The sequence below is a fragment of the Halodurantibacterium daqingense genome, assembly GCF_042666235.1.
Lineage (GTDB): Bacteria > Pseudomonadota > Alphaproteobacteria > Rhodobacterales > Rhodobacteraceae > Halodurantibacterium > Halodurantibacterium daqingensis.
In genome coordinates, this window is the sequence record NZ_JBHTFQ010000001.1 from 448959 (window position 1) to 470038 (window position 21080).

Here is a 21080-nt window from a genome sequence, read left to right on the forward strand (position 1 = left end):
GATGAGCGATACCCACGCGCAAACCGTCGGATTTGTCCGCGAAACGATGCTGCCGCCCGAGCAACCGCCCGTCACCCAACTTGGCGCGGTGCGCTGGATGCGCGAGAACCTGTTCTCAGGCTGGCTGAACAGCCTTTTGACGATTGCGTCGCTTTATGTCGTCTTCTGGCTGGCGCTTCACATCGGGCCCTGGTTCCTGAATTCGGTCTGGAATGCCGGCTCGCTTGCCGAATGCCGCCAGATCCTGGAGGGCCAGACCGGCGCCTGCTTTGCGGTGATCGTCGATCGCTGGCAGCAGTTGCTGTACGGATTTTATCCCGCTCATCTGTACTGGCGGCCCAACCTTGCGCTGGTCCTGATGTTCGTGGCCTTTGCACCACTTCTGTTTCCTTCCGTCCCCCGCCGGTTGTTCTGGTTTTCGGCCACCTATCCCGCCCTGGCCTACTGGCTGTTGTGGGGCGGGACGGTCTGGTTCCCGATCAGTGTCCTTCTGGGCTTTGCCGCGGGCTATCTCGCCTGGCGCGCCACGCGGAACCTCAATGCCATCGTCGCGGCCATCGCCGCCGTTCTTGTGCCGGTGCTCTGGTGGGCCGTGGTCTCGGCACCCCTGGCGGGACTGTTGCAATCGCTTGTTCCGGCCAGCCTGCAGCCCGTCAGGTCTGATCGCTTCGGCGGGTTCATGCTGTCGATCATCATCGGCGTGACCGGCATTTCGCTGTCGCTGCCGCTGGGGATCATCCTGGCGCTGGGACGCAAGTCCGACATGTTCCTGGTCAAGACGCTGTGCGTTGGCTTCATCGAGTTCATCCGGGGGGTGCCGCTGATCACCCTGCTGTTCACGGCCTCGCTGCTGCTGAACTACTTCCTGCCGCCGGGCACGAGCTTTGACATCATCCTGCGCGTCATCATCATGGTCACGCTTTTTGCCGCCGCCTACATGGCCGAGGTGATCCGCGGTGGCCTTGCCGCCTTGCCGCGCGGGCAGTACGAAGCTGCGGATTCACTGGGCCTTGACTACTGGAAGGCGCAGCGGCTGATCATCATGCCGCAGGCGCTCAAGATCGCGATCCCCGGGATCGTGAACACCTTCATCGGGCTATTCAAGGACACCACGCTGGTTGTGTTCATCGGGCTTCTGGATCCGCTTGGCCTGACCAATGCGATCCGTGCCGACACGAACTGGAACGGGATCTACTGGGAGCTTTTCCTGTTCGTCGGCCTTCTGTTCTTCATCTTCTGCTTCGGCATGTCGCGCTATTCCCAGCACCTGGAGCGCCGGCTGAAGACCGATCACCGTTAAGGGGACCCCCATGACCAATATCCTTCCCGAAGCTGCCGTCGATCGGCCCGTTGATCTGAGCCGCGTGAAGATCTCGAACGAAGTCGCCATCCAGATTACCGGAATGAACAAGTGGTACGGGACGTTCCATGTCCTGCGCGACATCAACATGACCGTGCATCGGGGCGAGCGGATCGTGATCTGCGGGCCTTCGGGATCGGGAAAATCGACGCTGATCCGCTGCATCAACCGCCTGGAAGAACATCAGTCCGGTCAGATCATCGTGGACGGGACCGAATTGACCAGCGATCTCAAGAACATCGACAAGGTGCGCTCCGAGGTCGGGATGGTGTTTCAGCACTTCAACCTGTTTCCACACCTGACCATCCTCGAAAACTGCACGCTGGCGCCGATCTGGGTGCGCAAGGTGCCGCGGCGCGAGGCCGAAGAGACAGCGATGCATTTCCTGGAGAAGGTCAAGATCCCCGAGCAGGCGCACAAATACCCCGGCCAGCTTTCGGGCGGCCAGCAGCAGCGCGTGGCGATCGCGCGCTCGCTGTGCATGAAGCCGCGGATCATGCTGTTCGATGAACCCACCTCGGCGCTTGATCCCGAGATGATCAAGGAGGTTCTGGACACGATGATCCAGCTTGCCGAAGAGGGCATGACGATGATCTGCGTGACCCACGAAATGGGTTTCGCACGTCAGGTTGCGAACCGGGTGATCTTCATGGATCAGGGGCAGATCGTCGAGCAGAACGAACCCGAAGAGTTCTTCCGCAATCCGCGCTCGGACCGGACCAAGTTGTTCCTGAGCCAGATTCTGGGGCATTAGCCGGCGATAACCTTGGGCCGTGACCGCGCGCCTGCGGTCTACGCTGTCGGCATCATATGCGGCAGGCTCCCGGTTGCGCGGCGGCCGGCTTGCCTGCCCACGTGGGCGCGTCTGCGGGTCTCGCAGATGCGAGGCGCGCGGACTTCAAACCCCGTGGGATGAGCTGCGGGACATGAACAAAGGGGGGCCCCTCGTGGGCCCCCAAGCCGTTGCGTGGGCGAGCAAAGCTGCGCGCGCTGCGGTTACTGGCCCTTAGGCGCCTGTCGTTAGGTTCATCCCACCGCACGGCCAGGAACGGCCCGAACCGAAAGGATGATCCTCCATGACCAACCCCTTTGCCAACCGCACGCTGTCTTTGTCAGGCCCCGCCTATGACATGCTGCCGGTGACGCCCAACAACTCCAATGATCTCGTCGCAGTGGCAGTGGCGCTTTATGTGGAGACGGGCGGGACCTTGGCTTTCGTTTCGGCCAAGGGCCAGGCGCGGCAGGTGGCTGTCGCCGACTTTTCGATCCTGCCCGTTGGCGTGCGACGCGTGATGCAGACCGGAACCACGGCCGCCGGCATTCACGCGCTGATCGTGGGCTAGCGCGCTTTCGCGTTGCGAAGCCGCGAGATCCAGGCCCAGCTTGAGGCGCACATGTCGTCCAGCCCATGTTCGGCCCGGAAGCCAAGCACCTGCGCTGCGCGTTCGACCCGTGCCAGAAGCACCGGAACGTCACCGGGGCGGCGCGGCGCGATCACGTGGGGCAGGTGCTTGCCGCAGGCCCTCTCATAGGCCTTGAGCATCTCCAGGACCGAATAGGCCTGGCCTGTGCCGATGTTCAGGACATGGCCCTCGCCCCGCTCCATCAGCGCCTCAAGCGAAAGGACATGGGCCCGCGCCAGATCTTCGACATGGATGTAGTCGCGAAGGCCGGTGCCATCGGGCGTGTCATAGTCGTTGCCGAAGACGTTCAGGGCAGGCAGTTCACCTACCGCGACCTTGGCGATATAGGGCATCAGGTTGTTGGGGATGCCGTTGGGGTCTTCGCCGATCAGCCCTGATCGATGCGCACCGACCGGATTGAAATACCGCAGCGTGCCGAAGGCCCAGCGATCATCGGCCGCGGCAAGCTGTTCCAGAATCTGTTCGCCCATCAGCTTGGTATAAGCGTAGGTGCTGGTATAGAAACGTTCGGCTTCCTCGGGGATCGGAACCACCTTGGGTTCCCCGTACACCGTTGCGGACGAGGAAAAGACCAGCCGGAAGCACCCTGCCGCCTGCATGCGCTTCAGAAGCGCGATCAGGCCGGCGCAGTTTACCTCGATATACTCGAGCGGGATCTGCATCGATTCGCCCACAGCCTTCTTCGCCGCGAAATGAACCACTGCATCGATCTTGTGGCTTTCAAAGACGCTGTCCAGCGTTGCCGGATCCAGCAGATTGCCGCGGTGAAAGGTGACCGGTTTGCCGGTAATCAGTTCGAGCCGTTCGGGGACATCCTCGCGCGCGTTGGAAAAGTCGTCGAGGATGACGACCTCGTGGCCCGCCTCGACCAAGGCTACATAGGTATGCGACCCGATGTAACCTGCGCCGCCCGTCAACAGGATCTTCTTGCCCATTCCGTCCCCCAAGCTCGGTTTCAGCGCAGGGTTGCGACGAAACGCCCGCCGTTTCAACCCCATGCTGCACTGCGGCGCAGAAAGCCGCTGGCTGCGATCAGAAATCCACTGTAACGCCCGGAAGTGCCAGTTCATTCACCAGATCGCGGACTTCCTGCCGCGCGGCGATATTGGAGAGGTTCAGGTTCTCGACCCCGACGTCCTTGAGGTCCAGAAGCGTAAGGCCGCGGGGAAAGAGCTCGCGAAAGATCACCCGCTCGGTGAACCCTGCTGCGACGCGGAAGCCGATCCGGCGCGACAATTCGTCCAGTGCGCGGCCAACCTTCTTCTTGTTGTGCATCTGCTGCGCGCCAAGGCGGTTGCGGAGCACGATCCAGTCGATCGGCTTCAGCCCGGCCTGGGCGCGCATCTGCCGGGCATTCCACACCATCTCCGAATAGATCGACGGCCCGCGTACCTTGCCACTCTCGGGATCGATCCGGGCCAGCAGGTCGAAATCGACGAAACTGTCGTTGAGCGGCGTGATCAGCGTGTCAGCCATGGTATGCGCGACCTGGCTCAGCCGTGTGTGCGAACCGGGGCAGTCGATCATGATGAAATCGCTCTGGGGCGAAAGCTCCGAGATCACGGCCGACAGCCGGTGATCAAAGGCATTGGTTCCGGGGGCAAGCTCGCCCGGGTCGACTTCGGGCAGGGGGCGGTAATCGGGGGTGGGAAGGGTCACGCCTTCGCGCTGCATGAAGGCCGCCCGGTTCTCGATATACCGGCCGAAGCTGCGCTGGCGCAGATCGAGATCAAGCGCACCCACCCGGAAGCCCGAGCGCACAAGCGCCGTGGCGACATGCATGCAGGTGGTCGATTTGCCGGACCCGCCCTTTTCATTGCCAACGACGATGATATGCGCCACGTCCAGACCTCTGCCGCCAAAAGAAAAGACGCGCCGGAAGCCGGCGCGTCTGCACTATATGTTGTGTCTTTCCCAAGGGAAAGCGCCGACTGATCAGAAACCAAGCCCGGCGTATTTGTTCTTGAACTTCGAGACGCGGCCGCCCGCATCCATCAGTTTGGTCGAGCCACCGGTCCAGGCCGGGTGCACTGTGGGATCGATGTCCAGCGCCATCTGGTCGCCTTCCTTGCCCCAGGTCGATTTCATCTGGACCACGGTGCCATCGGTGAATTTCACGTCGATGATGTGATAGTCGGGGTGAATGTCTTTTTTCATCGTCCCGTTCCTCAGGCTTCGGCTTTGGGTTTGTAGTTGGTGACTTCGGCGATACGGGCCGATTTGCCGCGACGCTCGCGCAGGTAGTAGAGTTTCGCGCGGCGCACACGGCCACGGCGAACCACCTCAATCGAATCGATGTTCGTCGAATAGAGGGGGAACACGCGCTCCACGCCCTCGCCGAACGAAATCTTGCGCACGGTGAACGAGGCCGAGATGCCGCCGCCCTTGCGCGCGATGCAGACGCCCTCGTAGTTCTGCACGCGGGTACGGGTGCCTTCGGTCACCTTGTAACCGACGCGGATGGTATCACCGGCCTTGAAATCCGGAATGGTCTTGCCGAGCTCTGCGATCTGCTCGGCTTCGATCTGCGCGATCAGGTTCATCGCGATATCCTTTGCGTTGCGCGGGTATTCCCGCTGGTTGGCGCGCCCTCAGAGCTCTTGGTCGTCCATCGGGTCCATGCCATGCGCCGCACGATATGCCCGCCAGAGATCAGGTCGTCTTTCCTTGGTCAGCCTTTCGGCCATTGCCTTCCGCCAGGCAGCGATCTTGCCGTGATGGCCGGAAAGGAGAATTTCCGGTATCTCTCGGCCCTCCCAGACGGCGGGTTTGGTATACTGCGGATGTTCAAGCAGACCGTCGGAGAAGGATTCCTCCTCGGTCGAGGCCTGATTCCCGAGTACGCGGGGTATAAGGCGGACTGTCGCGTCAATCAAGGCCTGTGCCGCGATCTCGCCGCCGGTCAGGACGAAGTCCCCCAGACTGACTTCTTCGACCCGGTAATGATCCAGTACCCGCTGGTCGACGCCCTCGAAGCGGCCGCAGAGCAGGGTCAGGCCGCTGCCTTGGGACCAGCGCCGGGCCATGGCCTGATCAAAGCGCGTGCCGCGGGGCGAAAGGTAGACCACCGGCCACTGCGCCCGGTCGGCCGGCGTGCCCACAGCCGCCTGATCAAGCGCCGCCGCCACCACATCCGGGCGCAATACCATGCCGGCGCCGCCGCCCGCGGGGGTGTCATCGACATTCTTGTGCCGCCCCAGGCCGAAGGGGCGCAGATCGATCGTTTCCAACGCCCAAAGGCCCTGGTCCAGGGCCTTGCCGGTCAGCGACAGGTCCAGCGTGCCCGGAAAGGCCTCGGGAAACAGGGTGATGATCCGGGCTGTCCAGGCCCCCTTGATGCGCGGCGTCGGGGTGATCAGCTCGCGTGGCTTGACCGAGGCCGAGATGGACAGACGGCCGTGGGATCTGGGGCTGTCGGTCATGATGCCCTCTCGTTTATCATGCGGTCCTTGCGCCGCTTGAGATCCTGCTTCGGATGGCCCTCGCGGTTCATGCGCAGAAATGCGGCCATCAGCTCGGGCGACTGGCCGCTGTTGGCGCGGCGCGCCGGGGGAAGACGGTTGCGGAGATCAAGAGGCACACCCGCAAGATCCAGAAGCGCCGCTGCCGGACCTTCGCGGCATGTGCCGTAATCCTCCAGCGCGGCGACATGCACCCGGACGGGCGAAAGCTGCCGGGCAATCTCTGCGGCCTCGTGCTGCAGATCAAGCGTGGCGGGCAGGCGGGCACGAAAGGCTTCGTAATCCTCGGTCAGATGGATCGAGCGCAGCAGATGGCCATAGACCGAGCGGATCCAGCTTTCTCGCTCGCGCGTGGTCAGCAGGAACTCCACCTGCGTGTCGGGGCCGAAGCGGCGCATCAGTTCGGTGCGGATTTCGCCGCAGATGGGGACGGCGCTGTAGGCATAGCCCTTGACTGTCCGACCCAGCCAGTTGCGGTGGCCCGGCATCACCCCGGCAAAGGTTTCGCGCGACAGGACGATCATCGGCGCTGCGGGGATGGGCGCAAGGAACTGGCGGAAGGCATGGCGAAACGCGCGGCGCCGCCAGGCAAAGGGCCGTTCGGCATAGGTGCGCGCCAAGGTTCCGGCAAGCGGGAAGTCGGCCTTGCCGTAATAGCTGAGCCAGGGGCCGAGCGCGCGGCGATGGGTTTCGAAATAAAGCTGAAGACTGGACGTGCCTGTCTTGTGAAAGCCCGCGTGAACGATGACGCGGATCATTCGTCGGCCTCGGGCGGATCGGCGACGATACGCCCGGCGGCGACATCGACCGTGGGCACCGCCGCCTGCGTGAAGGGCAGCAGCAACGCCTCGCGCCGGCCGGGCGCGTGGATTTCAAGGATGTCGCCCGCGCCATGGTTATGGATGGCGCGCACGGTGCCAAGCGCAGTGCCCCCGGTGTCGAACACCGCAAGGCCGATCAGGTCGGCGTGATAGAATTCGTCATCGGGCAGGCCCGGCAGGCGACTGCGATCGGCATAAAGCTGCACGCCCTTCAGCGCATCGGCATCCTCCTTGGTTGCGACGCCCGACAGGCGCGCGGCAAGGCCATTGGTCACCGCGCGGGTGATGCGGATGTCGAAACTCCGGCGGCCGTCCTCGGTCCAGAGCGGCCCGTAACCGGCGATTGCGCCGGGATCGGTGCAGAAGCTTTTCAGCCGCACCTCGCCCTTGACGCCAAAGGCGCCCGCGATGGCGCCGACGCAGACACGATCCTGTGCCACCTGCACCTCCGTTGTGGGCTCCACGGGCGGCAGGCCCGTGGAGCAGCCCCTTATTCCGAAGCTTCGGCGGCTGCGGCCTTGTCAGCCTTTTCCTTGGCGCGTGCCTTGGCTTTCTTGCCGGGTTCGGCCTTCTTGAGGTTCTTGCGCTCGGTCTTGGGCAGGGTGCCGGCAGCTTCAAGGAAGCGTGCGACGCGGTCGGTCGGCTGTGCGCCCTGATCCAGCCAGTACTGAACGCGGTCCATGTTCATCTTGATGCGGTCCTCGCTGTCCTTGGCCAGCAGCGGGTTGTAGGTGCCCAGCTTCTCGAGGAAGCGGCCGTCGCGCGGCATGCGCGAATCCGATGCGACGATCGCATAGAAGGGGCGCTTTTTCGAGCCGCCGCGGGCAAGACGGATTTTCATAGCCATGACTGATGTCTCCTTGATTTGGCCTGAAGGCGGATACACCGCCTATTTCTGAAGTTTCTCGTGGTGCCTGATGACTTCGGAAATGATGAAGTTCAGGAATTTCTTTGCGAATTCGGGGTCCAGATCGGCCTCTTTGGAAAGCCATTCCAGACGTTCGATCTGGCGTGCCTCGCGCGCCGGATCCGAGGGAGGCAGATCGTGTTCCGCCTTGAGCCGGCCCACCGCCTGCGTGTGCTTGAACCGCTCGGCCAACGTATAGACCAGGATCGCGTCCAGCCGGTCGATGCTTTCGCGGTGTCCCTTGAGCAGGGCCTGGGCGCGTTCAATCACGTCGGTCATGCAGAGGCTCCGGAAGCTGTGTGACGGTAGACGAGGCAAGGCCCGCCGGGGAGCGGTGTGGCCTGCGGATCAAGCCGGGCACCCAACCGTTCGGCCAGCGCGACGGACCGCCTATTCGGGGGGTCGATGTAGCTGACCGCCGTGTTCCATTCAAGCGTGGTGAAGGCATGATCGCGCGCCGCACGGGCCGCTTCGGCGGCATAGCCCTTGCCCTCGGCCTCGGGGGCCCAGACACTCCAGCCGATCTCGCGCTCGGGCCAGCCCTCGGGAAACCACGGGCCGACCATGCCCAGCGGGCGGGCGCCGTCACAGAACACGAACATGCCCCAGCCGCGCAGCACCCAGTGACCGATCAGGTGGCCAAAGCTGCGCCAGGCCTTGTCGCGGGACAGAGGGCCGCCCACGTAGCGCGCACGATCGCTGGCCATGAAGGCGGCGCAGCTTTCCCAGTCCTGCGGGCCGGGGGCACGCAGGACCAGCCGCTCGGTCCTCAGGACCGGGGTATTGCTCAGCGCGATGCTCACTTCTTCTTCATCCCCAGCCCGGAAAGCCCGGCGGGCAGGCCCTTGCCCAGACCCGCAAGCCCGGGCGGAAGCTGCCCAGGCATCTGTTGCGCGAGCTGGGCCGGGTCCATTCCGGCCAGTTCCTTGGGCACGCCGCCCTTGCCGAACATCTGGGCAATGGCGCCCTTGAGCATCCCCTTCTTGCCCATCTTGCCCATTTTCTTCATCGCATCGGCCATCTGCCGGTGCATCTTGAGCAGACGGTTGAGCTCCGACACCTCAAGCCCCGCGCCGGCGGCGATCCGCTTCTTGCGGCTGGCCTGCAGCAGGTCGGGGTTGGCGCGTTCCTTCTTGGTCATGGAGTTGATGAGCGCGATCTGCCGGCGCAGGACCGAGTCATCGAAACCGGCATCGGCCGCCTGTTTCGACATCTTGCCCATGCCGGGCATCATGCCCATGATGCTTTCCAGCCCGCCCATGCGCAGCATCTGTTCCAGCTGCATCTTGAGGTCGTTCATGTTGAACTGACCCTTCTGGAATCGCTTCATCATCCGCTCGGCCTGTTCGGCCTCAAGCGTTTCCTGCGCGCGTTCCACAAGGGCCACGATGTCGCCCATGCCCAGAATCCGGCCGGCGATGCGTTCGGCCTCGAACGGCTCGATCGCGTCCATCTTTTCGCCAAGGCCGACAAAGCGGATCGGCTTGCCGGTGATCGCGCGCATCGACAGCGCCGCGCCGCCGCGCCCGTCGCCGTCCATCCGCGTCAGCACGACGCCCGAGATGCCAATCTTGCCGTCAAATTCCTTGGCGACGTTCACCGCGTCCTGACCGGTAAGACCATCGACCACCAGCAGCGTCTCGCGCGGGTTGGCAATATCGCGGACGGCCTGAACCTCGTCCATCAGCACTTCGTCGATATGCAGCCGACCGGCAGTATCCAGCATATAGACGTCATAGCCACCAAGGCTTGCCTGCGTCCTGGCGCGTTTCGCGATCTGCACCGCGCTTTCGCCCTTGACGATCGGCAGCGTGTCCACGCCGATCTGCTTGCCCAGGATGGCAAGCTGTTCCATCGCCGCAGGGCGGTTCGTATCGAGCGAGGCCATCAGCACCCGCTTGCCGTTCTTGTCCTTCAGGCGCTTGGCCAGCTTTGCGGTTGTCGTCGTCTTGCCCGAGCCTTGTAGGCCCACCATCAGGATCGGCGCGGGCGCATTGTCGATCTTCAGCGCGCCGGGATCCTCGGCACCCTTCAGCACGGCGACCAGTTCGTCATGGACGATCTTGACGACCTGCTGGCCGGGCGTGACCGATTTCGTCACTGCCTGGCCGGTCGCCTTGTCCTGCACAGCCTTGACGAAGTCGCGGGCCACGGGAAGCGACACATCGGCTTCCAGAAGCGCGACGCGCACTTCGCGCAGGGCGGTTGCCACATCCTCATCGGACAGCGCGCCCTGCTTGGTCAGCCGGTCGAAGACGCCGGAAAGGCGTTCTGACAGGTTCTCGAACATGCGCGGTCCTCCTTGACCCTTTGCCACACGATGTTTTCCCAGATAAGGGAAAACGGCCCAAACGCCAATGTCACCCGCGGGCGAAACCTCGCTGACGGGTGGCGATCCCGGCACAGGGCCGGGACCGGAAGGCTGACGAACCTCCGGAATTGCTGCGCCCATACGCCCTGTGGCGGCCAGAGTCAAGGCAGGACCCCCTTGCGCCCGTCGCCGGCGGCCCGGCCTTCATGCCGGAACGCGGCAAGGGCCCGTGTGGTGCAGCATGGCGATCATCTGCTTCCGGGGAGGGCAGACGGCGGCTTCGGAAGCGCACGTGAGACCTGGGCCACCGACAAAGGCGTCATCGATGCCGCGCGCAGGCCGGCCAGATGCCCTTGCGGGAAGTCGGCGAAAAGCCTGCGGCAGCGGGAGCCCGGTCGGCATCGACACCGGCCCGGGGCCTGCGTCAGGGCCTCTCGATCATGTGCGCCCCCGGGACGGCAGCGGCACCAGCGACAGGAACAGGGCGATGCACAACCCACTTGTCCGCGACAGCCTGATCCGGAACGGGTTCGGCATGGGGGTGGCGCACGAGATACGCCGCGTCTTCGGACTGATGGAGAATGTCACGCAAAACCCCCGGACGATGCCGGGGGTTGCGGCCAGAACGTTCTGGCGCCTTGGCCACGCTTCAGCGTGGTCGGGGATGGCTCAGACGCCGTCGATCTGCCGGGCGAACATGTCCACCAGTTCGGCCGTGGTAAAGGCGGCCGGATCGACGCCCAGGGGGCCGGCAAGCTGGATCTTGCCCGGCGTGACAACGCCGCGGTCATCCGCCGTATCGATATGCGAGCCCCAGTCGAAGACCGGTGCTTCGGGCGAGGCCGCCTGAGCATTGGGGTCCGCATCGGTCGGCAGTTGCACGGCGCCGTGCGGCGCGGCATTATGCGCTTCCGATGCCATCGGGGGCACCATGTCGGCATTCTGCTCCACGGCCTGCGCAAGGGCGGGGGCTGCAACAAGGGCCATGCCGGCGGCGATGATCGATTTCTTGAACATATGTAGTCTCCTTTCGTGGTGCGCGGCCGGGCCGCGTCAGGTTGGGAGGTCTTCCAGGCGCGGGGTCTTTCACCCGCTCGCCGACCCAACGCGGCTTTTGCGATTGCGTTCATTGACAAAACCATGATCTGTCTGTGAGCAAAGTGTGTAGTCTGGCCGGGAACCTGGATCCGAAACATGAGTGTCGAAACCTGGGACGAGATCCGCACGGCCTATCATGTGGCGCGGCTGGGTACCGTCTCGGGTGCGGCCGAGGCGCTGGGCGTCCATCATGCCACGGTGATCCGACACATCGACGCGCTCGAGAAACGCCTGGGCGCACGGCTGTTCCAGCGGCATGCGCGCGGCTATACCCCCACCGAAGCGGGCCTGGATCTTCTGCAGGTTGCGCAGGCGACCGAAGATCAGTTCTCGCAGCTGGCCGGGCGTATCCGCGGCAGGGGCGACGGTGTGACGGGCGACCTGATCGTGACCTCGGTGCCGGAATTGCGCGGGTTCATCACCCCGGCGCTGGTGGGATTGCAGCGCGACCACCCCGGACTTCTGGTGCGGTTTCTGACCGATCAGCGTCTGTTCCGCCTTGAATATGGCGAGGCCCATGTGGCCATTCGCGCCGGATCCGCGCCTGATCAGCCCGACAACGTCGTTCAGCCCTTCGTGCAGTTGCGCCACGCCCTCTATGCCACGCGCGACTACCTTGATGCGGCAGGCCTCCCCGAAAGCGACGAGGATTTCTCTCACCACCGGTTCGTCGGCAGCAACAGCGAAACCCGCGCACCGTTCTTCCGCTGGATGCACCAGACCCTCCCGCCTCAGGCCATCAGCTTCCGCGGCACCGATACCCAAACCATGCAGGAGGCGGTGCTGAACGGGGCGGGTATCGGCTTTTTCCCCTTGCATGAGGCGGCGCGTCATCCCGCGCTGGTCCAGGTCGCGGCGCCGCGCGATGCCTGGACGGCGCCGCTCTGGCTGGTCACGCATGTGGACCTGCACCGGACTCCGAAGGTTCAGGCCGTGCTGCACGCGCTCAAGGAGGCCGCGCGCGGTTGGAATCTCTCATGATGACCGTGCGGGATGCGACGGGGCGTGTTTCGGCAGCCCTGGGGGGCCTTTCGGACCCGGCGCGTGGGCATCTGGCGATGCTGGGTTTTGCGGTGATGGTGGCGGGATCGTTCAGCCTTGGTGCTCTTGCGGCGAATCTGATTGCCCCGGCAGCCATCAACGCGGCGCGCTTTGCGATCGCCGCGGCGCTGCTCGGGGTTCTTTGCCTTGCGGGACCGGGCCTTCACCGCAGCCAGTTCCACGCCCCCTGGCGCTATCTGGTGCTGGGCGGGTTGTTCGCCGCCTATTTCGTCCTGATGTTCGAAGGGCTCAAGACCGCGCCGCCAGTCGCGACCAGCGCGGTCTTTACCCTCACGCCGCTGATGACAGCCCTGTTCGGCTATCTGCTGCTGCGTCAGGTGTTGTCATGGCGCATGGTTCTGGGGCTGGCAGTAGGGGCCTTCGGGGCGCTTTGGGTCATTTTCCGCGGCGAGATGTCGGCGCTGTTCGGCTTTCATGTCGGACGGGGCGAGGCGATCTATTTCCTGGGCTGCGCGGCCCATGCCCTGTTCACGCCGATGCTGCGCCTGCTGAACCGCGGCGAGCCGGCGCTGGTGTCGACCTTCGCGGTGATGAGTGGCGGCTTCCTTCTGCTTCTGGTCTGGGGCTGGGCGGATCTGCGCGCGACCGACTGGCTTGCCCTGCCCCTGATCGTCTGGGTGACGCTGATCTATGTGGCGGTCTTCGCCAGCGCCATGACCTTCTTCCTGCTGCAATACGCGGCGATGCGCCTGCCATCGGCCAAGGTCATGGCCTACACCTATCTTGTGCCAAGCTTCGTGATCCTGTGGGAAGTGGCGCTTGGCAACAGCCTGCCCTCAGGGCTGGTGTTGCCGGGGGTGGTGATGTCGGCCGTGGCGCTGATGATCCTGCTCAAGGATGAGGGCGTCCGGGGCCCTCGGGTCTGACAGGTTCGTCCGTCGCCGCCTCCTCCGTCTCGGGGGGCTGCTGCAACTCGACGATCAGGAACCGCTCGAAGGCTTCGAGATCCAGCGGTTCGAACTGGCCGAAGCCCTGCATCCAGACGCTGGCCGGGCGCAGCGCATCCGGTTCGAGCTTGCACCATTTCACGCGCCCGCGCTTTTCCTGGCTGATAAGGCCGGCGGCCGCCAGAATGGCAAGATGCTTCGAGATCGCCGCCAGCGACATCTCGAAAGGTTCCGCGACATCGGTGACCGCCATGTCATCCTCAAGCAACATGCTGAGAATGGCGCGCCGCGTGGGGTCCGCAAGGGCGGCAAAGACATGGTCAAGGGCCTGTGTCATGGCAAAGCAATGACCTTTCGCGCGAAATTGGTCAACCATCCGGTTGAATGTCGGAATCCCCTCCTGGCCGCAGCTTGCGGCGAGGCGAAGGGGGCGGATGCCGGATGGCGATCCTGAAAGTCAATGCAATTTCAAGAGCTTGGCTTTATTCTGCGGCTGCACATCGCCGCTTGACTCGGTGCAGCCATGTCCCTAGGTTCCGCCCGACTGACCTTGGGGGGCCATTCATGGCGGTTGATCCGGAGCAGGAGCGTCTGCGCGCGCTTGAAGAACGGATCGCACGGGCCCGCGCCGCTGCCGAACCAAGGCGGAGCGCTGCCTCCCAGGGCTATTCGCAGGGCGAGGTTGCCTGGCGGATGGTGATCGAGCTTGTGTCCGGTCTGGTGATCGGGCTGGGCATCGGAATGGGGCTGGATGCGCTTTTCGGAACGCGGCCGCTGTTTCTGGTGCTGTTTGTTGTAATAGGCCTCGTGGCCGGGGTGAAGGTCATGCTTCAGTCGGCACACGAGATGCAGAAAAAGAGCGATGCGGATCAGCAATCCGCGAGGGACGAAGGGAATTAGCATGGCGGCGGAAGGCTTCGCGATCCACCCGATGGACCAGTTCATCATCAGGCCCCTGTTCGGGGGCGATGTGATCCATTGGTACACGCCGACCAACATGACGCTGTGGCTGTTCTTCTCGGTTCTGGCCGTGACGGCGCTGATGGTGCTGGGCACGCGGCGCCGTGCAATCGTTCCGACCCGCAGCCAGTCGGTGGCCGAGCTGATCTATGGCTTTGTCTATTCGATGGTCGAGGATGTGACCGGCAAGGATGGGGTGAAGTATTTTCCCTATGTCCTGACGCTGTTCCTGTTCATCCTCTTTGCCAACGTCCTCGGCCTTGTGCCGCTCAGCTTCACCTCGACCTCGCACATCGCCGTGACGGCGACGCTGGCGCTGCTGGTGTTCTTCGGGGTCACGATCCTCGGTTTCGTAAACCAGGGGATCGGCTTCCTGGGCATGTTCTGGGTGACGTCGGCGCCGCTGGCGATCCGCCCGGTCCTTGCCGTGATCGAGATCGTTTCCTACTTCGTCCGCCCCGTCAGCCATTCGATCCGTCTTGGCGGCAACCTGATGGCCGGACATGCGGTGATCAAGGTGTTCGCGGGCTTTGCCGGCGCGCTGGGCCTGGCCTCGGTCGTTCCGATCTTCGCAATCACCGCCATCTATGCGCTCGAACTGCTGGTGGCAGTGGTTCAGGCCTATGTTTTCACTATCCTGACCTGCGTCTACCTGCGCGACGCGCTGCATTCGCACCACTGATCCGGTCAGGTTCTACTCAAGCCATTCCAACCAATAGGAGCACGACATGGAAGGCGAACTCGCACTTATGGGCAAATACATCGGCGCCGGTCTTGCCGCATTCGGTCTGGCAGGCGCTGGTATCGGTGTGGGCAACATCGCCAGCAACTTCCTTGCTGGTGCGCTCCGCAACCCGGCGGCGGCCCCGAGCCAGACCGCAAACCTCTTCGTCGGCATCGCCTTTGCCGAAGCTCTGGGCATCTTCTCGTTCCTGATCGCCCTGCTGCTGATGTTCGCAGTCTGAGCCTGACAATCCCTTCTTAAGGGCGGACGGGTCATCAGGCCCGTCCGGTCGATTTTCGGGTTCCAGGAGGACGACATGGAGCATGAGGTGTACACGAGCGAGCCGGGCGGGATCCCGCAGCTCGACGTCTCGACCTTTCCGAACCAGATCTTCTGGGTTCTGGTCACGCTTGTCGTGATCTATTTCATTCTGACCCGCATCGGGCTGCCGCGTATCGGCGCGGTTCTGGCCGAGCGTCGGGGCACGATTGCCAACGACATTGCCGCCGCCGAGGAGCTCAAGCTGAAGGCCACCGAGGCCGAGGCTGCCTATAACCAGGCTCTTGCCGATGCGCGTGTCGAAGCCGGGCGGATCATCGCCGCGGCCCGGGCCGAGATCCAGGCGGATCTGGATGCGGCAACGGCGCGCGCCGATGCGGAGATCGCGGCCAAGGCCGCAGAATCGGAAAAACGCATCCTGGCGATCCGTGAAAATGCGCTTGCCAGCGTGACCGAAGTCGCACGCGAAGCCGCTCAGGACATCGTCTCGGCCATGGGTGTCGCGCCGGATGCGGAATTGATCGCTGCGGGTGTTGCCGCGCGGGTGAAAGGGTAGGCCATGAAAAAGCTCTCGCTGATTCTTGTGGCTGCAGCCTCGCCGGCCTTCGCTGCGGAAGGCCCGTTCCTGTCGCTTTATAACACCGACTTCGTCGTGTTGCTCGGCTTCCTGGTGTTCCTCGCGGTGCTTGCCTACTTCAAGGTGCCGCAAAAGGTTCTGGGGCTGCTTGACAACCGGGCGGTCTCGATCCGGTCGGATCTGGCCGAAGCCAAGGCGCTGCGCGAAGAGGCCCAGTCGCTGCTTGCCTCGTATGAGCGCAAGCAGAAGGAAGTGCAGGAACAGGCGCTTCGGATCGTGGCCAATGCCAAGGACGAAGCCAACCGCGCCGCCGAACAGGCAAAGGCGGATCTGCAGCACGCCATCGCTCGGCGCCTTCAGGCCGCCGAGGATCAGATCGGTTCGGCCGAACAGGCAGCGGTTGCCGCAGTGCGCAACCAGGCGGTCAACGTGGCCATCGCGGTTGCCGGCGAGGTGATCGCCCGGAAACTGAGCGCGGCCGATGCCTCAAAGCTGATCGATGATTCGATCCGTCAGGTCGAGGAACGTCTGCACTAGGCGTCATCCTCATGAAACGCGAACACCCGGGCCGTGGCCCGGGTGCCTTCGTTTGAAGAAGTGCCTTGCCACAAGGATGTCGCGGTCTGTCCCTCCGCCGTGGGAACCCGGACCCGCATGAACGCTCCGCGACCGGGGTGGCGAAATCACTCCCGCACGTGACAAGCGGAGCGCCGGCAGGCAGAGCGGGACGCTTCATCAGGAGGCCGCAGGGCGGCTTGCCACGCCCGATCCGCGCAGGAACCTGTGGGTCATAACCGGCCGCGACGCTGTCGGTGCCCGCCTGCCGCCCGAGCCCTGTGGCGTCAACCCTTGAATGCGGACGCGCGCGCCCTCGCGGCGAGGTCATGACGCAGCGGGATCGGCCGCAAGAACGTATCGGTTGCGGTGACGGCAAGGCCGCTCGCGGATGATGCCGTCAGGGACGCACCCGTTCCTGCTGAAGTCGCCGCCGCGCGATGGCATCATTGGCATCGGCCTTGCGGATCTCGGACATCGCCTGTTCCACATAAGTCAGATGCGCTTCGACCGCTGCCCGCGCGCCGGCGGGGTCGCGCGCCTGAAGCGCCTCGTTCATGGCGCGATGCTGATCCAGAAGCATGTCGCGGGTGGTGCGGCTCTTGAACATCGTCTGCCGATTGTAGAACACGCCTTCGCGCAGCAGTTCGAACATCGAGCGCATCATGTGCAGCATGATGACGTTGTGGCTGGCTTCGATGATGGCAAGATGGAACTCGGCATCAAGGCGCGCTTCGTCCGTCGGATCGCGCTTGTCATGCGCCGCTTCCATCTTGCGAAAGACGGCCTCGACAACCGCAAGATCGGTGGCGGAACCTACGCGGGCCGCACGTTCTGCGGCAAGGCCCTCCAGATCCCGGCGAAACGCGATATAGTCGAACACCGCCTCGTCATGGGTGGCGAAAAGTGCCACCAGCGGCGCGGCAAAGACCGGCCCCAGCACCTCGGCCACATAGATGCCTGAACCGGCACGGCTGGTCAGCAGGCCCCGTTCCTGCAGTTCGGCGACGGCTTCGCGCAGCGAGGGGCGCGAAACCCCCAATTTCTCGGACAGGTCGCGTTCCGCAGGCAGGCGCTCGCCCGGGCGCAGAACCCCGCGCAGAATCAGCTCCTCGATCTGACGAATGACCGAGTGCGAGATCTTTTCGGCCTGAATCTTCTCGAATGGCATGGTGGTCCCCGCAATTGGTCAAGACATATGACCGCATTGCGGAAAGCTCAATGGAAAAGGCCGGGCATCTGGCCCGGCCTTTCGGATGATACCGGGCGATCAGGAGGTCGGACGGATGATGATCTCGACCCGACGGTTCTGCATCCGGCCTTCCGCCGTCGCGTTCGAGGCCACCGGCTGGTCCTGACCGCGGCCATAAGCCACGATGCGCGACGAGGGCACGCCGGAATCGCGCAGAACTGCGGCAACCGCATTGGCGCGGCGCTCGGACAGGTTCTGGTTGTAGGCGGCAGTTCCGGTGCTGTCGGTATGGCCGACGATCTGGATCGTGCTGTTGGGATAGCTGATCAGGTTCCCGGCGATCGCGCGCAGGTCGCGTTGCAGGTCGGCGCGCACCACGGCGCTGTCAGTGGCGAACAGGATGTCCTGCGGCATGGTCACGATCAGCTCGTTCCCGGTGTTGCGCACGTCGATGTTGCTGCCGACCGAATTGCGCAGTTCCGCCGCCTGACGGTCGAGGTTTGCGCCGATGGCGCCACCAAGCGCCGCGCCGATCACGCCGCCGACGGCGGCCTGACCCAGGCGATTGCCGCCGCGCTGGCTGCCCCCGATCGCGGCGCCGATCGCCGCGCCGGTCAGGGCGCCGGTCTGGGCGCGCTGGTTTTCGTTCACATAGCCGCCGCTCACAGGGTCGTAGACGCCGGGCGTGGGGGCACATGCGGCAAGCGCAAGCGCGCTCAGGCCGATGATGCAGTACGATGTTCTGATACGCATTGGACAAGCCTCGCAAAATTGGTCCTGACGGATAACGCCGAAGCTATAGCACCAGTTCCGTGGGCCGCCTAGCGTGCCGCCTTGGCGGGCGCGACCTTCTTCATCAACTTGAAGCGAGCATGTCGCCATCCGCGCGCGCGGCCTCCCAGGCCAGCATCGCGCGCTTGACCGGCAAACCCCAGTGGTAGCCCCCCAAAGCCCCCGATTTGCGCAAGGCCCGGTGACAGGGAATAAGCCAGGAGACGGGGTTTCGCCCCACCGCCGTTCCGACCGCGCGAACGGCCTTTGGCGCGCCAACCGCATGGGCGATCGCCGAATAGGTCGTCACATGGCCGGTGGGCACGCGCAGCAGGGCCTCCCACACCTTGATCTGGAACGGGGCGCCGATCAGATGCAGCGCGGCTTCTCCCTTCTGTGCGAACGCGGCGGCGACCCAGCCTGCAAGCGCGGGCGCATCCTCGACAAGGCTGGCCTTCGGCCAGCGCCCGGCCAGATCGGCAAAGGCCGCGTCGGCCCCGGTTTCGGCGGCGAAGGCCAATCCGCAAAGGCCGCGGTCAGTGCCCATCGCCAGCGTGTCGCCGAAGGGTGAGGTGAACCAGCCCCAGCGGATGGTCAGACCCTCGCCAAGCCGCGCGAAGTCACCGGGACTCATTGCCTCCCAGCGCAGGAACAGGTCATGCAGCCGCCCGGTGCCGGACAGGCCGGTGGCAAGGGCGGTTTCCAGCGTGGTGAAGCGGTTGGCAAGCAGCGCCCTGGCGTGATCCAGCGCAAGATACTGCTGATACCGCTTGGGTGAAATGCCCACCCAGCGGCTGAAGGTGCGCTGGAAATGCGCGGGACTCATGCCCAGCCGCGCGGCAAGGTTGTCGAGCGGCAACGCCCCTTCGGTTTCGATCACCGCAAGGGCGCGGGCGATGGTGGCATAGTGATAGGCAGGGCTGTCGTCTTGCATGTCGCTCTCCTTGCGCCAAGGCTAGGCCAGACGCGCGACACAGGCGACCCGTTTTCTGCGCAATGCGCGCGATCCTCTTGCCGGGGCGGGCCCAAGCGGGCATAGGCTCGGGCATGGCACGTCAACTTGATTATCATACGATCCGCGAGATTTTCCGCCGCTTTCAGGCGGCCGAGCCCGAACCCAAGGGCGAGCTTGAGCATGTCAATGCCTATACGCTGCTGGTGGCCGTGGCGCTGAGCGCGCAGGCAACCGATGCCGGAGTGAACCGTGCCACGCGGGACCTGTTCAGGATCGCCGATACGCCGCAGAAGATGCTCGACCTGGGGGAAGAGGCCCTGATCGACCATATCAAGACCATCGGCCTGTTCCGCAACAAGGCCCGCAACGTGATGAAGCTGAGCCGGATCCTTGTTGAAGACTATGGGGGTGAGGTGCCCTCGAGCCGGGCGGCGCTGCAGTCCCTGCCAGGGGTAGGACGCAAGACGGCCAATGTGGTGCTGAACATGTGGTTCCGCATCCCGGCCCAGGCGGTCGATACGCATATCTTCCGCATCGGCAACCGGACCGGCATCTGCCCTGGCAAGGATGTCGATACGGTGGAACGCGCAATCGAGGATCATGTCCCGGCCGAGTTTCAGCTGCATGCCCATCACTGGCTGATCCTGCACGGGCGCTATGTCTGCGTGGCGCGCAAGCCGAAATGCGGCATCTGCCTGATCCGTGATCTCTGCCCCTACGAGGAAAAGACAATATGAAGAAATACCAGGTCGTCGGCATCGGCAATGCGATGGTCGACGTGCTCGCCCAGGCATCGGAGGCCTTTCTGGAAGAGGCGGGGGTCAAGAAGGGCATCATGCAGCTGATCGACATGGAGCGCGCCGTGGATCTTTACGGCCGCATCGGACCCGCACGCGAGATCAGCGGCGGTTCGGCCGCGAACACGATCGCCGCGATTGCGCATCTTGGCGGGCGAACGGCCTATGTCGGCAAGGTGCGGGATGACCAGCTGGGCGCGATCTTTGCCCATGACCTGCGAGCGCAGGGCGCGGGCTATGACACGCCCATGGCGCCGAAGGACAGCCCGCAGGAAACCGGGCGCTGCATCGTTCTGGTCACGCCCGATGGCGAGCGGTCGATGAACACCTACCTCGGGGTGACCGAGTTCCTCAGCCCGTCCGATATCGACGAGGCGCAGATGGCCGAGGCCGAGTGGATCTATCTTGAGGGCTATCGCTTCGACGGGCCGGAGAGCCACGAGGCCTTCGCCAAGGCGATTGCTGCCTGCAAGCGGGGCGGGGGGCATGTGTCGCTGACGCTGTCGGATCCGTTCTGCGTGGAACGCCACCGCGATGCCTTCCGGCGCATGATCCGGGAGGATGTCGATCTGCTGTTCGCGAACCGGGCCGAGATCCTGTCGATGTATCAGACGGCGGATTTCGACGAGGCGCTGGCGCGCGCTGCGGCCGAGGTGCGGGTGGTGGCCTGCACCGAATCAGAAAAGGGCGCGCACATCCTGGCGGATGGCGAGCGCTGGCATGTGCCGGCCGTGCCGACGCAGATCAAGGACGCGACCGGGGCTGGCGATCTGTTTGCGGGTGCATTCCTGTGGGGGCTGGCCGAGGGGCAGGACCTGCCCACGAGCGGCCGGATGGGCTGCGTCGCCGCATCGGAGGTGATCAGCCATATTGGAGCCCGCCCCGAGGCCGATCTGCGCGCGCTGTTCGCCGCACAGGGTCTGGGCTAGGGCCAGGGCC

Annotated in this window: 28 protein-coding genes; 12 read left to right on the top strand and 16 right to left on the bottom strand. The window is 64.3% G+C overall.

Annotated elements, in window-relative coordinates; genetic code table 11:
- Position 1 precedes the first annotated feature (1 nt).
- From ACFQXB_RS02275 to ACFQXB_RS02285, 3 genes are all read left to right on the top strand, one after another.
- The gene (locus tag ACFQXB_RS02275) at positions 2 to 1300 is read left to right on the top strand and encodes an amino acid ABC transporter permease (RefSeq protein WP_377398448.1); all 1299 of its coding nucleotides are present in this window, start codon (positions 2 to 4) and stop codon (positions 1298 to 1300) included.
- A gap of 10 nt (positions 1301 to 1310) precedes the next feature.
- Positions 1311 to 2114, top strand: coding sequence for an amino acid ABC transporter ATP-binding protein (locus tag ACFQXB_RS02280; protein ID WP_377398451.1), 804 nt, complete (start codon positions 1311 to 1313; stop codon positions 2112 to 2114).
- Between the two features lie 322 nt (positions 2115 to 2436).
- Entirely contained in the window at positions 2437 to 2703 is a 267-nt protein-coding gene (locus tag ACFQXB_RS02285) for a spike base protein, RCAP_Rcc01079 family (protein ID WP_377398454.1), read from the top strand.
- Here ACFQXB_RS02285 and galE read toward each other — a convergent pair.
- The 12 genes from galE to ACFQXB_RS02345 form a co-directional block, all read right to left on the bottom strand.
- Positions 2700 to 3719: a UDP-glucose 4-epimerase GalE gene (gene galE, locus ACFQXB_RS02290; RefSeq protein ID WP_377398457.1), complete on the bottom strand. Its 1020-nt coding sequence runs from the start codon at positions 3717 to 3719 to the stop codon at positions 2700 to 2702. The genes ACFQXB_RS02285 and galE overlap by 4 nt on opposite strands.
- A gap of 97 nt (positions 3720 to 3816) precedes the next feature.
- Positions 3817 to 4626, bottom strand: a complete 810-nt coding sequence (locus tag ACFQXB_RS02295; RefSeq protein ID WP_377398460.1) for a division plane positioning ATPase MipZ — start codon at positions 4624 to 4626, stop codon at positions 3817 to 3819.
- Between the two features lie 93 nt (positions 4627 to 4719).
- Positions 4720 to 4941: a 50S ribosomal protein L31 gene (gene rpmE / locus ACFQXB_RS02300; RefSeq protein ID WP_377398463.1), complete on the bottom strand. Its 222-nt coding sequence runs from the start codon at positions 4939 to 4941 to the stop codon at positions 4720 to 4722.
- A gap of 11 nt (positions 4942 to 4952) precedes the next feature.
- A complete protein-coding gene (gene rplS, locus ACFQXB_RS02305; protein WP_377398466.1) occupies positions 4953 to 5327 on the bottom strand; it encodes a 50S ribosomal protein L19 in 375 nt (124 codons plus the stop codon).
- Positions 5328 to 5375: 48 nt separating this feature from the next.
- Positions 5376 to 6206: a tRNA (guanosine(37)-N1)-methyltransferase TrmD gene (gene trmD / locus ACFQXB_RS02310; protein ID WP_377398469.1), complete on the bottom strand. Its 831-nt coding sequence runs from the start codon at positions 6204 to 6206 to the stop codon at positions 5376 to 5378.
- On the bottom strand, positions 6203 to 7003 hold the full coding sequence (locus ACFQXB_RS02315; protein ID WP_377398472.1) for a hypothetical protein: 801 nt from the start codon (positions 7001 to 7003) through the stop codon (positions 6203 to 6205). Before ACFQXB_RS02315 ends, trmD begins: the two co-directional genes overlap by 4 nt.
- Positions 7000 to 7506 carry a ribosome maturation factor RimM gene (gene rimM, locus ACFQXB_RS02320; protein ID WP_377398475.1) on the bottom strand — a complete coding sequence of 169 codons (507 nt, stop codon included), beginning with the start codon at positions 7504 to 7506 and terminating at the stop codon, positions 7000 to 7002. The genes ACFQXB_RS02315 and rimM overlap by 4 nt, the downstream gene beginning before the upstream one ends.
- A 50-nt stretch (positions 7507 to 7556) precedes the next feature.
- Positions 7557 to 7913, bottom strand: a complete 357-nt coding sequence (gene rpsP, locus ACFQXB_RS02325) for a 30S ribosomal protein S16 (protein WP_377398478.1) — start codon at positions 7911 to 7913, stop codon at positions 7557 to 7559.
- Positions 7914 to 7955: 42 nt separating this feature from the next.
- On the bottom strand, positions 7956 to 8252 hold the full coding sequence (locus tag ACFQXB_RS02330; protein ID WP_377398481.1) for a chorismate mutase: 297 nt from the start codon (positions 8250 to 8252) through the stop codon (positions 7956 to 7958).
- Positions 8249 to 8776 carry a GNAT family N-acetyltransferase gene (locus ACFQXB_RS02335; protein WP_377398485.1) on the bottom strand — a complete coding sequence of 176 codons (528 nt, stop codon included), beginning with the start codon at positions 8774 to 8776 and terminating at the stop codon, positions 8249 to 8251. Before ACFQXB_RS02335 ends, ACFQXB_RS02330 begins: the two co-directional genes overlap by 4 nt.
- A complete protein-coding gene (gene ffh / locus ACFQXB_RS02340; protein WP_377398488.1) occupies positions 8773 to 10263 on the bottom strand; it encodes a signal recognition particle protein in 1491 nt (496 codons plus the stop codon). The genes ACFQXB_RS02335 and ffh overlap by 4 nt, the downstream gene beginning before the upstream one ends.
- A 690-nt stretch (positions 10264 to 10953) precedes the next feature.
- Entirely contained in the window at positions 10954 to 11301 is a 348-nt protein-coding gene (locus tag ACFQXB_RS02345) for a hypothetical protein (protein ID WP_377398491.1), read from the bottom strand.
- Positions 11302 to 11478: 177 nt separating this feature from the next.
- Between ACFQXB_RS02345 and ACFQXB_RS02350 the strand changes: the two genes are divergently transcribed.
- Both ACFQXB_RS02350 and ACFQXB_RS02355 read left to right on the top strand, forming a co-directional pair.
- A complete protein-coding gene (locus tag ACFQXB_RS02350) occupies positions 11479 to 12363 on the top strand; it encodes a LysR family transcriptional regulator (RefSeq protein WP_377398494.1) in 885 nt (294 codons plus the stop codon).
- On the top strand, positions 12360 to 13310 hold the full coding sequence (locus tag ACFQXB_RS02355; RefSeq protein WP_377398497.1) for a DMT family transporter: 951 nt from the start codon (positions 12360 to 12362) through the stop codon (positions 13308 to 13310). Before ACFQXB_RS02350 ends, ACFQXB_RS02355 begins: the two co-directional genes overlap by 4 nt.
- Here ACFQXB_RS02355 and ACFQXB_RS02360 read toward each other — a convergent pair.
- Positions 13276 to 13668, bottom strand: coding sequence for an ArsR/SmtB family transcription factor (locus ACFQXB_RS02360; protein WP_377398500.1), 393 nt, complete (start codon positions 13666 to 13668; stop codon positions 13276 to 13278). The two genes, ACFQXB_RS02355 and ACFQXB_RS02360, sit on opposite strands and share 35 nt — an antisense overlap.
- 227 nt (positions 13669 to 13895) lie before the next feature.
- On the opposite strand from ACFQXB_RS02360, the gene ACFQXB_RS02365 reads away from it, so the two are divergent.
- The 5 genes from ACFQXB_RS02365 (at position 13896) to ACFQXB_RS02385 (ending at position 16408) form a co-directional block, all read left to right on the top strand.
- A complete protein-coding gene (locus ACFQXB_RS02365) occupies positions 13896 to 14231 on the top strand; it encodes an AtpZ/AtpI family protein (protein WP_377398503.1) in 336 nt (111 codons plus the stop codon).
- 1 nt (position 14232) lies between these two features.
- Positions 14233 to 14973, top strand: a complete 741-nt coding sequence (locus ACFQXB_RS02370) for a F0F1 ATP synthase subunit A (protein ID WP_377398506.1) — start codon at positions 14233 to 14235, stop codon at positions 14971 to 14973.
- A 46-nt stretch (positions 14974 to 15019) separates the two neighbouring features.
- A complete protein-coding gene (locus ACFQXB_RS02375) occupies positions 15020 to 15256 on the top strand; it encodes a F0F1 ATP synthase subunit C (RefSeq protein WP_150420883.1) in 237 nt (78 codons plus the stop codon).
- Positions 15257 to 15331: 75 nt separating this feature from the next.
- Positions 15332 to 15850, top strand: a complete 519-nt coding sequence (locus tag ACFQXB_RS02380; RefSeq protein ID WP_377398510.1) for a F0F1 ATP synthase subunit B' — start codon at positions 15332 to 15334, stop codon at positions 15848 to 15850.
- 3 nt (positions 15851 to 15853) lie between these two features.
- On the top strand, positions 15854 to 16408 hold the full coding sequence (locus ACFQXB_RS02385) for a F0F1 ATP synthase subunit B (protein WP_377398513.1): 555 nt from the start codon (positions 15854 to 15856) through the stop codon (positions 16406 to 16408).
- Positions 16409 to 16826: 418 nt separating this feature from the next.
- On the opposite strand, the gene ACFQXB_RS02390 is transcribed toward ACFQXB_RS02385, so the two are convergent.
- From ACFQXB_RS02390 to ACFQXB_RS02400, 3 genes are all read right to left on the bottom strand, one after another.
- Complete coding sequence (locus ACFQXB_RS02390; protein WP_377398516.1) at positions 16827 to 17597, bottom strand: FadR/GntR family transcriptional regulator; 771 nt, start codon at positions 17595 to 17597, stop codon at positions 16827 to 16829.
- 99 nt (positions 17598 to 17696) lie between these two features.
- Positions 17697 to 18371, bottom strand: a complete 675-nt coding sequence (locus ACFQXB_RS02395) for an OmpA family protein (RefSeq protein ID WP_377398519.1) — start codon at positions 18369 to 18371, stop codon at positions 17697 to 17699.
- Between the two features lie 103 nt (positions 18372 to 18474).
- Positions 18475 to 19323 (bottom strand): methylated-DNA--[protein]-cysteine S-methyltransferase, encoded by an 849-nt coding sequence (locus ACFQXB_RS02400; RefSeq protein ID WP_377398522.1) that lies wholly within the window; start codon positions 19321 to 19323, stop codon positions 18475 to 18477.
- Positions 19324 to 19436: 113 nt separating this feature from the next.
- On the opposite strand from ACFQXB_RS02400, the gene nth reads away from it, so the two are divergent.
- On the top strand, positions 19437 to 20081 hold the full coding sequence (gene nth / locus ACFQXB_RS02405; RefSeq protein WP_377398525.1) for an endonuclease III: 645 nt from the start codon (positions 19437 to 19439) through the stop codon (positions 20079 to 20081).
- Complete coding sequence (locus tag ACFQXB_RS02410; RefSeq protein WP_377398528.1) at positions 20078 to 21070, top strand: adenosine kinase; 993 nt, start codon at positions 20078 to 20080, stop codon at positions 21068 to 21070. Before nth ends, ACFQXB_RS02410 begins: the two co-directional genes overlap by 4 nt.
- Positions 21071 to 21080 lie beyond the last annotated feature (10 nt).